The organism is Patescibacteria group bacterium, assembly GCA_040753135.1.
GTDB lineage: Bacteria > Patescibacteriota > Minisyncoccia > UBA6257 > Brennerbacteraceae > JBFMGR01.
Genome location: JBFMGR010000001.1, coordinates 36213 through 49361 on the forward strand (window position 1 = coordinate 36213; position 13149 = coordinate 49361).

Below are 13149 nucleotides of genomic sequence, written 5' to 3' on the forward strand. Positions count from 1 at the left end.
TATCAGAGTAAAAGTACCTGAATATGCCAACAAAACGACCACCACTAATAACAGGACAAATTTATCATATAGTGTTACGTGGAACTGGAGAAGAGCTGATCTTTAAGGACCAAGACGATTATTATAGGGGCATTTTTTCAATTTTTGAGTTTAATACTACAAAACCCGTAGAGATCGCTATCCAGCGCCGGAAGCGTAAAATTCAGAAAAATAAAGGAGAACAGTTCTCCGATGATAGGGATTTGTTGGTGGAAATTTTAGCTTTCTGCTTTATGCCTAATCACATTCACCTTCTTCTTTATCAGAAAAAAGATGGAGGTATAACTAATTTTATGCGGAAGTTTGGCGCGGGTTATGCGAGCTATTTTAATAAAAGACATAAAAGAAAAGGCCATCTTTTCCAAGGCAGATTTCGCGCAGTTCATATCCAAGATGAAAGTCAATTAAGAACAGTGTTTGTTTATATTCATTGCAATCCGCTTTCTTTGATTGAGCCCAGCTGGAAAGAAAAAGGAATAAAACAGACAATTAAATCAACGGAATTTTTGGAAAACTTTAAGTGGTCAAGCTATCAAGATTATATTGGCAAAAATAATTTTCCTTCAGTTACCCAAAAAGATTTTTTGGTTAATGCTATTTTAGGCAAAGGGGGTGGTAGAAACTTGGTTAGGAATTGGATAAGATATAAAAAAGATTTAGTAGATTGGTATGAAGTTGGTATTGAATAAAGGAGAACAGTTCTCCGTTACGTTTACGTATTAAAAAGCAGAAAGAATGACAAATTGTATACTGGTTGTACAGATAATTCAAAGAAGAGGTTCAGATTGCATAATGCCGGAAAAATTGATGCGACCAAGCTGCGTTGTCCGCTGATATTGATTTATTACGAGGTCTATTTGAATAAATTTGGCGCATTTGCCAGAGAGAAATGGCTGAAAACGGCTGGGGCAGGAATTATTTAAAGAACGCATTAAAACACTATTTTTATGAAGAGCATAAATAAATTTTTTAATTTTTTCCTTATTCTGCTTTTGGTATTCAATTGGGTTTTTCAATATCCACCATTTCGATTTTGGAGAAATTTAGGCGGGCGAGAAATCCAGGAAGCACAGGCAGCGGATATCACCATTGATACTGGCGATACCAGCCCTATCGCCGTCGCCTACGCCCGTGCGTTGGTCTGGACGAGTGCCTCGGTCGGCTACTTCTTCTACATAGACAGCGATAACGATTTTAAATACGCCAAGACCACGAATGGCGGATCAAGTTGGACTCCTGCAGTGGCTGAAATAGACACCGACACGACCATCACCGCGCTCGCATTTGATGTTTGGTACGACAAATGGACGACGGGCGACAGCGGGACCAAAATCCATATTTGGTGGGCTAACACTGATACTGATAGTATCCAATACCGGGCGCTGGACACGAGCAATGATACGCTCGGTACGCGGGCAATGGTTTTTGACGGCGCTTCGGGCGCTTCAAATCGCGCAAACTTTGTCAGCGGCACCAAGGCCCGCGGCGGCAATCTGTATGTCGTGGGTACTATTGACGCCGCGGCAGAATGTGAATTCGGCCGCTCAACTGACGGCGGAGCCACTTGGGATATTACACGCACGAGTCCTCAAGAGGCCTGCGGCGACCAGGGGTTTCTCTATCCGGGCAATGAGGTCGACACGAATGACATCTGGATGCTTTACGATGATGTTTCAGCTGACGCGCTTACGCTTAAAACAAACGACGATTCCGCGAACACCTGGTCTGAATCTGCGACGATTGCCACCGTGGTTGAAAATACCACCCTCGGGACCGGCGAATTTCCCTTTTCCGGTTCCATAAGGCAGAGCGATAATCACTTGATTGCCGCCGTCCACACCGAGCTTGATACTGCCACCGCTGACTTCAGGATTTTTGACATCAACGGCGCGGCTTCCGTTACCGAAAAGACCGCCATTACCACGAACATTGACGACAACTATTACTCGTCTGTTTTTATTGACCAGAATACCAACAATATTTATGTTTCGTACGCCGGCAAGCGGGATGGTTCGGAGACATTAGGCACGACTGTCGGAATTTATTACACCAAATCCACGGACGGTGGCGTGAACTGGAGCGCCGGCGACACCGCCTATTCCGAATCCACCGGCAATTTCCGCCAAAACTGGGCGGGAATGATGGGCAATCGCTTCGGGGTTGTCTGGCGCAACGACGCGACCGAAGGCTTACTTTTCAATTATGTCAACAGCTTGGATTTGACACCCACAGTTGTAAGTACTACTGGCACTCAGACTGCCAATATGAATGTCAATAGTACTAATAATTATGTTGGCGGCGCTTTCACTTTTATCCGAGATTCTGGAACAGCTAATGTAACTCAGATTATTATTACTGATACCGGGACTGTTAATGCTAATTTGAATCTCTCCAATGTTGATTTGTATTATGAAACAGCGGCAAGTTGCAGTTATGAGGCAAATGAAACTCTTTTTGGCACCGGGACTTCTTTTAACGCTTCAGAAAAAGCCACGGTCTCTGGTACAATGGCAGTAGGAACTTCCCAAGTTTGCGTTTACGTTGTTTTAGATGTTGGCTCTGGTGCAACCGGGGGGCAAACTATTGAGATCGAGATCTCTAATCCATCAACAGAAGTGAGTGTTTCTGCTGGCACAGTTAGCCCTGCTTCAGTAGTGGCAATCTCTGGCACAACCACATTACAATCAGCCCCAACTGTTTCGTGTAATACTTCAACTTCAACCACTGATTTTGGCGCTTTAACTACCTCTTCAGTTCATACCTCTTCACCGAATATCACGATTACTGGTTCTTGTACTTATAGCTCTGGCTGCACTCTGAATGTTGATGATGCTGGTGATACCACTAATCCTGGTTTATATAAATCAGTTTCTCCCACAGATCTGATTAATTCCCAAACCGCAACTTTATCAGCAGGCACAGAAGGTTATGGCATCCAAGCCACTACCACTGCGAATGGTTCTGGCGGCACCTTAACTTTATCTGGCACTTACAACAAAACTGGTAATGATGTTGGCGGCTTAAACTTGGCAGCGACTGCGTTAGCCAGCTCAACCACTACTTATACAGACAGGGAGGTAGTGATTACTCATAAAGCAACAATCTCTCCTTTGAACAAAGCCGGCTCCTATGCTGATACGATTACTTATAGCTGTGTTGGCAATTAGGTTTGTTTGATGGTTTTTACCGGGCGGAACTATACTTGACTTTTTTGACTATTCTTCTAAAATTTAGTTAGGCGGATTAAATAAAATTTAGTTATAAGAATTAAAAAAAACAATATGAAAAAAGGCTTTCCTCTTATTGGATTTTTGGTCGGCTTAGCTCTGTTTTTCTATTTTCTGTTCCCCCAATTTGGTAAAACTGCTGATGTTACAGTAAGCGCTTCTATCTCTACGAGTGTTTCTTGTTCAACTTCCACGACCACCACTGATTTTGGCGCTTTGACCACCTCGTCAGTACATACTTCTTCGCCGAATATCACAGCAACAATGTCATGCAATTATGCTTCTGGCTGCACTTTGAACGTTGATGATGCTGGTGATACTTCTAATCCTGGTTTGTATAAATCAGTTGCTCCGACTGATCTGATTGATTCCCAAACCGCAACTTTATCAGCAGGCACAGAAGGTTATGGCATCCAAGCCGCGACTACAGCTAATGGTTCTGGAGGCACCTTAACTTTGGCCGGCGTTTACAACAAAACCGGCGATAATGTTGGCGCCTTGAATTTGGCGGCTACAGCTTTGGCTTCGTCAACCGAACCAATTTCTAGCCGGGAAGTGACGATTACCCATAAAGCCGCAATTTCCGGTTTGAACAAGGCCGGCTCTTATGCCGATACGATCACTTACAGCTGTACAGGGAACTAATTTTTTAAGACTAAGCAAAGAGCTCTTTTGTTATGATTAAGAAATTAATTATTTTATTTTTGGCGGGATTATTTATTTTGCCGCTGATTTCTTATTCGGTCACTGTTGGGCCGGTTAAACTTGAGTATAGCGTTGACCCGGGTGATGTCGTTAAAGGCGAGCTCTTTGTTCAGAATGAAGAAAAGGAACCGCGAACTTTTTATCCGGTTTTTGAAAAGTTTATTGAAGAAGATGGGACAAAAGTTTTTTTAGAGGGCGAGCCGACAGATTTGGCTTCTTGGTTTAAAGTTCAAGACTCGATTAGCTTAAATCCCAATGAACAGAAAAAGATCTCTTTTGAGATCGTTGTCCCTAAAAACGCTTCTCCGGGCGGTCATTTTGCCGTAATCTGGTGGGGGACCGCTCCTGCTTCTGCTGGAGCAGACCAACAGGTTGCGATTGTTACCCGAGCCGGGATATTAGTTTATCTGCGCGTTTCTGGAGAGATTAAAGAAGAGGCAAGTTTATTAAGTTTTAAAGCAATTAAGAGATTTTTTAGCCATTCACCAATGGCATTAGAGTATGTCTTGGAAAATTCCGGGAATGTTCACTTAAAACCAGGAGGCGAGTTAAAGATAAAAAACATTTTTGGCAAAGTTAAAGAAACTTTGCCGATTAACCTCAAGGAATTGACTGTTCTTCCCCAAAGCAAAAAAACATTTCAGCTTGAGTGGGCGCCAGAAAAAACTGTTTTTGGCGCTTATAAAGCAGAGCTTAATTTAAAGTATGGCGAAGGACAACAGGAGCTGAATAAAGCATATTGGTTTTTTGTTTTACCAATTAAAGGGATTGTTATTTTCTTGGGCGCAATCATTATCTTGGCCTTAGCTCCTTTAGGAATAAAAAAATATAATTCTTGGATAATTTCTAAAGCAGAGAAAAGCAGTGGTAAATGAAGTTTTTTCAGATTTTAGTTGGTTTAGTCGTATTTTTTAGCTTATTGACATTGACAAGCTTTGTTTTTGCTAATTCGGTTAATATTAAAGCTGTAATTGGTACGCCCGATCCGACCCCTTCTCCTTCTCCAACCCCGACCTCTGGCGGCGGTGGCGGTGGAGGCGGCGGAGGAGGTATTTATGTTCCGCCGCAAACAACAGTTAAGTTTGAAGGCAGGGCTTATCCTAAAAGCAGCGTTACTTTGTTAAAAGATGCTCAGATAGCAGGAACAACTTTAGCTGGTCCAGATGCTAATTTTCAATTAAGTGTCTCCGGACTATCTTCGGGTAATTATATTTTCTCTTTATATAGTGAAGATAATCGCGGCAATCGCTCTTCTCTTTTAACTTTTCCCTTGAGTGTAACTTCTGGCTCATATACTTCAGTTAGCGGTATTTTTATCGCACCCACTATCGCGGTTGACAAAAGCGAAGTGAAGCGTGGCGACAATATCGCAATTTTCGGGCAAAGTTCGCCAAACAGCGAGATTACAATTGCAGTAAGTTCTGATGAAGAATTTTTTAATAAAGTGAAATCCGATCAAAGTGGCGCCTATTTATATAATTTTGATACGGCGCAACTTGATATGGGGCAGCATTTTACTAAATCAAAGGCGGCTTTAAACGGCGAGGTAAGTTCTTTCAGTAAAGCAATAAGCTTTGCGGTTGGTACGAAAAACGTTCTCGCGCAACCATCTACGGTTATATTGAGAGGCGATCTAAACGGCGATGGACGCGTAAATCTCGTTGATTTTTCTGTGGGCGCGTACTGGTATAAACGGTCAATAAGCGCGGAATTTACGATAAAAGAAAAAGAACATCTTAGCGGCGACGGCAAGGTTGATTTAGTTGATTTTTCAATTATGGCATACTACTGGACTGGCTAAAATTTTCAGAGAAAATTTTAGCCAGTCCAGAATTTCTAATTTCTAAACCCCAATTTCTAAATAAATTCCGATGATCAAAATTTCAAAATTAAAAATTATTCTCCTGCTCTGTTCTTTACTATTTACGGCTATTTCGGCTCAAGCCGTAGAGATTAGTATTGATTCAGAAAATCAGACAATCGACGTTGGCGAACAGTTTGAAGCAGGATTGTTTCTAAATACCGAGGATGAAGACATTAACGCGATTGAGGGCGCGATTACATTTCCGACCGACCTCTTGGAATTAAAAGAAATCAAAAGCGGCAATTCCATTATCAATTTTTGGATTGAGGAGCCAAAAATCACATCAGAGAACCGCGTTGTTTTCTCCGGCATTATTCCCGGCGGATTTCAAGAGAAGAGAGGGTTGATTTTTTCAATGATTTTTGAGGCGCGGACCGAGGGCAACAGCGTTATTGAAATCCAAAGCATTAGGGCCCTGCGAAACGACGGACAAGGGACAGAAACAAAAACAACGGTTGCCAATCTGCAATTTGTGATTTTAAAACAAGCGCCGCCTTTCAAACTCGCTCCGGCTGAAAAAAAGGACATTGATATACCAGAAACATTTGAGCCGATAGTGGCAAACGACCCAACAATATTTGACGGAAAATACTTTTTGGTTTTTACCACTCAAGATAAGCTGTCCGGGATTGATTATTATCAGGTTAAAGAACGATCCCAGCTTTTGTTGTTTCGGTTATTTGCTCCGGATTGGCGCCGGGCTCCAAGCCCGTATTTGTTAAGAGACCAATCGTTAAAAAGCGAGATCTATGTTAAAGCTGTGGATAAAGCCGGCAATGAGCGGATAGTTAAGCTGGCGCCGGAGAACAAAATCAGTTGGTACCAGGATTATAGTTTATGGTTTATAATAATATTAAGTGTCAGCGCTGCTCTTTATTCGATTGATAAACCTATTTATGGAAGAAGAAGGCAAGCCGCGGATAAATAATCTGCGAACACTAAGGAATTCTATATTAATAGCAACGAAATTATTCGTTGGCATTTGTTTTGCTTTCGTTATTATTGGCGGACTGCCGAGCTTAGCAAGGGCGGCGACATTATATTTTTCTCCGGCTTTCGGGTCATATCCAGTTAGCTCTAACCTTAATCTTAGTGTTTATGTTTCTTCGCCAGATGAGTCAATCAACGCGGTTTCCGGAATAGTCAGTTTTCCTTCAGACAAATTAGAAGTGATTTCTTTGTCTAAGACCGGCTCAATTATTAATCTCTGGGTTCAGGAACCAAACTATTCTAATTCTACTGGCCAGATTAATTTTGAGGGCGTGATTTTAAACCCTGGTTATACTGGCGCCGCCGGCAAAATTATTAGCTTGCAGCTTCGGGCAAAGAATCCGGGTTTAAGTTTAGTTAACTTTTCTTCTGGCTCGGTTTTGGCCAATGACGGTTTGGGCACCAATGTTCTAACCAGTCTGGGCCGGGCAGAGCTGAATCTGCAGGGCGCGACTGCCCCTTCCGGTCCGGGCGAGATTGACACCCCTTCGGTTAATCCATCGACTCCAGCCGCGCCAGAGATTGTTTCTAAAACCCATCCGGATCCGAACAAATGGTATGCTAATGCCAATCCGGAATTTTCTTGGCAATTGACCAAAGATGCGACTGCAATTAGGCTGCTTTATGACAATTATTCGCGGTCAGTCCCATCAGTGGTTTACCAGCCGCCAATCTCGGAAAAATCATTATCAGAAATTAAAGATGGAGTTTATTATTTTCATGCCCAGCAAAAAAATAGTAATGGTTGGGGCGGAATCAGTCATTTTCGGTTTCAGATAGACACGGTGGCGCCAGAACTTTCAGCTGAATTTTTGGGCAGTAAAGAGAAAAGCAGCCCCAGGCCAAAGCTTAAACTAGCCGGAAGCGATTCTTTGTCCGGGATAGATTATTTTCTCATTACTATTGACGCCCAAGAGGGCTTGAAAGTTCCCGCCGAAGAATTAGACAATGGAGTTTATCAATTTCCGGTTTTGGCGCCAGGCGAAAACGGTATCCTAATTCAGGTTTTTGACCGGGCAGGCAACTTAACTTCTTTGGCAGAGAAGATTTATGTTGAACCAATTGCTTTGCCAATTATCACTGATTATCCCAAAGAATTAGAAGCCGGCCAGGCAATGGTGATTAAAGGGGGATCTTTACCCGGAGCAAAAGTGGTTTTTAAGTTTGAAAAAGGAGGCCAGGTTTTAGGGGAGCAAGCAGTTCAGGCTGATCCATTCGGAAACTTTGTTTTTGTCTATCATGATAAGGTTGAATCAGGGGTTTATCGGTTTTCTGCCAAAACAGTTGATTCTGACGGGGCAGAAAGTTTTTATACTGAACCAGTGGCAATTGCAGTCAGCCCCGGGACCTTCAGCCGGATGGGATTATTTTTAGTCAATGCTTTTGGGGTTGTTGCCGCGATCGTTTCACTTTTGGCTGTTTGCTTGATTAGCTTTTGGTATTTGAAGCACAAGCTTTCTGTTTGGCGTTTGAATCTGGCTAAAGAGGTAAAGGAGGTAGAGTCAGTTTTAGCAAAAGAGTTTTACCGGCTCCAGTTAGAAGTCCAGAAACAGATAAAGGTTTTGGAACAAGCGAAAACTAAAAGGGAGTTGACTAAAGAAGAGACCGAGTTAATTGAAAAGCTTAAGCTTCACTTGGCAATGGCGGAAAAAACTGTTAAAAAAGAAATTCAGGACATAAAAGATAAAATCAGCTGATGCCGCATTTAGAGACCAAAAAATATTTTCAATCTTTTCATTGGCAGCCGGGTGAAGCCGGAACTCTTTATTTGGGCCATTTTCTTCGGGGTTTGGCTTTGTCTTTGCCGGGAATTTTTGTGCCGATTTTTATCTTTAATTTAGCCAACAAGCCGGTTATTCATTCCAGTTTATTAGTTAATAATCTTGTTTGGGCGGTTTTTTATTATCTGGCTTACGCTTTTTTCCTCAGTCTTTGCCATCTGCTTTTAACCGATTTTTTATTTAGGAAGTTCGGCTTTAAAAACTCAATTTTTTTCAGCAACCTATTTCTAATCGGCGCGGTTTCATCTTGGCTGGCTGCGGAAACTAATTTTGTTTTTGTTTTTTTGGCGGCTTTTTTGGCGGCTTTGGCAGTTCATTTTTACTGGATTCCGTTCCATATCCTTTTTGTCAGAAAGGCCAATCGAGGCGGCAATTTCGGCGAGGAATCCGCCGCCCAATTGCTTTGGGTCAGTTTAGCCGGCGCTTTAGGCCCGTTGACTGCCGGTTTAATTATTAAAGTTTTTGGTTTTGACACTTTGTTTTTTTTGACTCTTGGGCTTTTGCTGGTTGCTTCACTGCCGATTTTGTTTTTTATTCACGAACACCAGCATCAGCAACATCAAATCAAAAACATTATCAATAATTATGCCCTTAACCCGGATTATCGGAAAACCACTTTGGCTTTTGCCGGCAAAGCTGTTGAGGGAATGCTTTATGATATTTTCTGGCCGATTCTGCTTTTTTTGCTTTTAGCTGATTTTGCCAAGATCGGCTTTTTGGTAACTGCCTCAATAGCTGTCTCAATTTTAATAATGTTTTTGATTGGCCGGGTGATTGAAAAACAGAAGGCTGGCTTTTTCCAAAAAGAAAGCGTTTTGGTTAACACCTTGTTGTATCTGCCAAGGATTTTTCTAACCAATCCCCTTGGCGCCTATCTGATTGATGTTGTTGACCGGCTTAATGGCAATATTTATTCAGTTTCTTTTATTGCCGAAGTTTATGATAAAGCCAAGTTTAGCCAGAATGAGTCGGACTTTGTTGTTTATCAGGAAACTGTCTCGCATTTTTCCCAGTTTTTAGTTTTACTGCTGGCGCTGGGAATTTTATTTTTCGTCCCGAACTGGAAGATGGTTTTTCTTTTGGCCGCGATTGGTTCGGGGTTTTCCTATTTTATTTTTATTCCAAAGGGAAAATCCTGGGAATAAACTGGTAATTCCATTTGGCCGTGTTATGATAAAAGCATAAAAATTAATTAAATAAAATCCATGAACTTTATTAATCAGCTGAACAATCTTATTTATTGGGTTTATCAAAATCCCTGGTTAATGTTTTTAATTACAGTTTGGGTTTTGGTTTGGAAGGGTTGGGCGTTATGGCGGTCAGCCAGAAAAAGCCAAAAATACTGGTTTGTCGCTTTGCTGGTAATCAATACTTTGGGCGTGCTGGAGATTCTTTACCTCTTTGTTTTTAGCGAGATAAAGCGGAAAAAACAAAAAACCGAATCCGAGCCTGCTTCGGCATAAAAAATTTAAGGTTAAGCAGCTAGCTGACAACTTTTAGCGTGGAAACAATCCCCCGGCATTATTCCCGGGGATTGTTTTATTTTAGTTTGACTTTAATACCCCCAGTGGGTATAATGGATGTATGGATAGAAAAATAAAAGCCCGGGTGATTCGGCGATTAAAAATTATTGAGGGCCAGGTTCGGGGTTTGCAGAAAATGGTTCAACAGGAAAAATACTGTATTGACGTTATCCACCAGTCTTTGGCAGTCAAGCAAGCGCTTTCCGGAGTTGAGGATTTGATGTTAGAAAACCATCTCTCAACCCATGTGATTGAGCAGATGAAATCCGGCAGGCAAAAACAAGCCGCTGAAGAGATTTTAGCGGTTTATAAATTATCTAAGAAAAAATTTTAATGGCTAATCATAATCATCAACATCAGCATCAGCATAATCATCAGACAGAGGGAAAAACTGTTTATATCTGCCCGATGTGTCCGGGCGTGGAGTCTGACCGGCCGGGCCAGTGTCCGGCTTGCGGCATGCACTTGATAAAAAGCCAAAAGCCAAAAGCAAAAAGTCAAAAAGAGATGCAAAAAAAGCATCAAAACCATAATAAGCATGCCGGGCATTCAGCCGGAATGTTTTTGAAAAAATTCTGGTTAAGTTTAATTTTGACCATTCCTGTGATTTTGTACTCTGACATTTTTCAAAAAGTTGTCGGTTTGCGCCTCCCAGATTTGGAAATTGGAAATTGGGAATTCGGAACTTTGATCCCGGCAATATTGGGGTCAGTGGTGTTTTTTTACGGGGGCGCGGTATTTTTAAAATCAGCTTGGCAGGAACTTAAAGCCCGTTTGCCGGGAATGATGAGCTTAATTGCTCTGGCAATCTCCGCGGCTTATCTGTGGAGCATTTATGCGGTATTTTTTGCTCCGGCCCAGGTGCTTTTTTGGGAGTTGACAACCCTAATCACGATTATGCTTTTAGGGCACTGGTTTGAGATGCGGGCAGTTTCCGGAGTTCAAGGCGCTTTAAAAGAATTATCCAAACTGTTACCGGATAAAGCCGAGAGAGTTAAATCAAAATCAGGCGATCAAGAACAGATTGAAGTTGTTGGTTTGGACGAGTTAATGATTGGCGATGTTTTATTGGTTCGACCCGGAGCCAAGATCCCGGCTGACGCTAAAGTTATTAGCGGCAGTTCAGAGGTGAATGAGTCAATGATTACTGGTGAGTCAAAGCCGATTCTGAAAACTCAAGGCAGCGAAGTAATTGCCGGCACGGTTAATGGCGACGGCTCTTTAAAAATTCAGGTGATTAAGCTTGGTGAAAAGACTTTTTTGTCCGGGGTAATGCGTTTGGTGGCTGAAGCCCAAGCGTCAAAATCCCGGCTCCAGATTTTATCTGACAAAGCCGCTTTTTATCTGACACTTATAGCCATTGGCGCGGGAATAATTACTTTTTTTGCCTGGATTTTAGCTCGGGCCGGGGTTAGTTTTGCCATGGAAAGATTGGTTTCGGTTTTGGTGATTGCCTGTCCTCATGCTTTGGGTTTGGCGGTGCCGTTGGCGGCTTCAATCTCAACCACTTTAGCGGCGCATCACGGGTTTTTGGTTCGTCAGCGCTTGGCTTTGGAAAGCGCTCGGAACGTTGATCTGGTTCTGTTTGACAAAACCGGCACTCTGACTTTAGGCCAGTACGGAGTTTCCGAGATAATTAGGTTTAAAGATTCGATTTCTGAAAATGATTTACTCCAATTGGCCAGTTCAGTTGATTTTTATTCCGAACATTTTGTTGCCCGAGCGATTGTCAAACAAGCCCAAGAAAAAAACCTTGAGCTGTCGGAAGTAAAGAATTTCCAAAGAATTCCCGGCAAAGGCGTAAAAGGAGAGGTTAATAACAAAACGGTTTTTGTTGGCGGCGAAGCGATTTTAAACCATCAGTTTGAGATTCCTGAACGGGTGAAAAAATTAGCCGAACAAGGCAAAACCATTGTTTACCTAATGGTTAATAATGAAATTTGGGGCGCGATTGCTTTGGCGGATTTAATCCGTGAAGAGTCTTTTGGAGCGATTAAACAGCTGAAAAAAATGGGGATTAAAACCGCGATGCTTACTGGCGACAATTCAGATGTGGCGGAATGGGTGGCGAACCAGCTTGGAATTGACGAGTATTTTGCCAATGTTTTGCCCGGAGAAAAAGCCGCTAAGGTTAAAGCTTTGCAAGCTAAGGGCAATAAAGTGGCAATGGTTGGTGATGGGATTAATGACGCGCCGGCTTTAACTCAGGCGGATTTGGGCATTGCTGTTGGCGCCGGCACCAATGTGGCAATTGAGTCGGCCGGAATTATTTTAGTGAAAAACGATCCCCGAGATATTGCCAAAGTGATTCAGCTTTCCCGCTTAACCCACAAAAAGATGATTCAAAACCTATTCTGGGCCGCCGGCTATAACATCTTTGCTTTGCCTTTGGCTGCCGGCGCTTTAGCGTTTAAGGGAATTATGCTTCAGCCGGCTTTAGCCGCGCTGTTGATGTCATTGAGCACGGTGATTGTTGCTTTTAATGCTTTGTTAATGAAAAAACAATTTAATTAAATTATTCGGATAGGCGTATTCGCGATGCGCTATTCGGATGCCAAAGGTCGAAAATTAATAAAAAAATTAGAAAAATGGACAAGAAATTAGATGTTTTAGCTTTAGCCAATGCTTCAGCAATTATCTCTGCTTTGGGCATGGTTTTGCTTGGCATCGCGGCTAATTTAGGCATTTATACCGGCGCCGCTGAAATGATGATTGAGTGGCACCTGTTCTTTTCTTTGAGTTTTTGGGGAATCATTGCCGGCGCGGTTGAGGCGGCAGCGTTGATGTTTTTTGCCGGCGCGGTTTTTGCTTGGGTTTACAACAAATTAATAAAATAAAGTTCTATGAAAAAAATTCTTTTTGTTAGTTTAGCTTTTGTTTTGCCTTTAATCAGTTTGGCTCATGCCGAGACAAGCGAGTTTAATGGCCAGTATCCGATGATGGGAATGGGAATGATGGGTATGGGCTGGGCCGGCTGCGCCGGTTATGGGTTTTGGCCTTGGTTGGGAATTCTTGCTTAT

General features: G+C 42.3%; 13 protein-coding genes. All 13 read left to right on the plus strand.

Annotation, left to right across the window (positions count from 1 at the left end; genetic code table 11):
• Positions 1-71: 71 nt before the first annotated feature.
• Complete coding sequence (locus tag AB1721_00240) at positions 72-728, plus strand: transposase (protein MEW5805150.1); 657 nt, start codon at positions 72-74, stop codon at positions 726-728.
• A 54-nt stretch (positions 729-782) separates the two neighbouring features.
• Positions 783-962 carry a GIY-YIG nuclease family protein gene (locus tag AB1721_00245; GenBank protein MEW5805151.1) on the plus strand — a complete coding sequence of 60 codons (180 nt, stop codon included), beginning with the start codon at positions 783-785 and terminating at the stop codon, positions 960-962.
• A gap of 24 nt (positions 963-986) precedes the next feature.
• On the plus strand, positions 987-3206 hold the full coding sequence (locus tag AB1721_00250) for a hypothetical protein (GenBank protein MEW5805152.1): 2220 nt from the start codon (positions 987-989) through the stop codon (positions 3204-3206).
• Positions 3207-3320: 114 nt separating this feature from the next.
• Complete coding sequence (locus AB1721_00255; GenBank protein MEW5805153.1) at positions 3321-3911, plus strand: hypothetical protein; 591 nt, start codon at positions 3321-3323, stop codon at positions 3909-3911.
• 32 nt (positions 3912-3943) lie between these two features.
• On the plus strand, positions 3944-4846 hold the full coding sequence (locus AB1721_00260) for a hypothetical protein (GenBank protein ID MEW5805154.1): 903 nt from the start codon (positions 3944-3946) through the stop codon (positions 4844-4846).
• 50 nt (positions 4847-4896) lie between these two features.
• Positions 4897-5772 carry a hypothetical protein gene (locus AB1721_00265; protein MEW5805155.1) on the plus strand — a complete coding sequence of 292 codons (876 nt, stop codon included), beginning with the start codon at positions 4897-4899 and terminating at the stop codon, positions 5770-5772.
• A gap of 70 nt (positions 5773-5842) precedes the next feature.
• Complete coding sequence (locus AB1721_00270; protein MEW5805156.1) at positions 5843-6763, plus strand: cohesin domain-containing protein; 921 nt, start codon at positions 5843-5845, stop codon at positions 6761-6763.
• Positions 6732-8522: a hypothetical protein gene (locus AB1721_00275; GenBank protein ID MEW5805157.1), complete on the plus strand. Its 1791-nt coding sequence runs from the start codon at positions 6732-6734 to the stop codon at positions 8520-8522. The genes AB1721_00270 and AB1721_00275 overlap by 32 nt, the downstream gene beginning before the upstream one ends.
• Complete coding sequence (locus AB1721_00280; protein ID MEW5805158.1) at positions 8522-9751, plus strand: hypothetical protein; 1230 nt, start codon at positions 8522-8524, stop codon at positions 9749-9751. Before AB1721_00275 ends, AB1721_00280 begins: the two co-directional genes overlap by 1 nt.
• Before the next feature lie 60 nt (positions 9752-9811).
• Positions 9812-10069: a DUF5652 family protein gene (locus AB1721_00285; protein MEW5805159.1), complete on the plus strand. Its 258-nt coding sequence runs from the start codon at positions 9812-9814 to the stop codon at positions 10067-10069.
• 121 nt (positions 10070-10190) lie between these two features.
• Positions 10191-10463, plus strand: a complete 273-nt coding sequence (locus AB1721_00290) for a metal-sensing transcriptional repressor (protein ID MEW5805160.1) — start codon at positions 10191-10193, stop codon at positions 10461-10463.
• The gene (locus tag AB1721_00295; protein MEW5805161.1) at positions 10463-12643 is read left to right on the plus strand and encodes a heavy metal translocating P-type ATPase; all 2181 of its coding nucleotides are present in this window, start codon (positions 10463-10465) and stop codon (positions 12641-12643) included. Before AB1721_00290 ends, AB1721_00295 begins: the two co-directional genes overlap by 1 nt.
• 74 nt (positions 12644-12717) lie before the next feature.
• Positions 12718-12966, plus strand: coding sequence for a hypothetical protein (locus AB1721_00300; GenBank protein ID MEW5805162.1), 249 nt, complete (start codon positions 12718-12720; stop codon positions 12964-12966).
• Positions 12967-13149 lie beyond the last annotated feature (183 nt).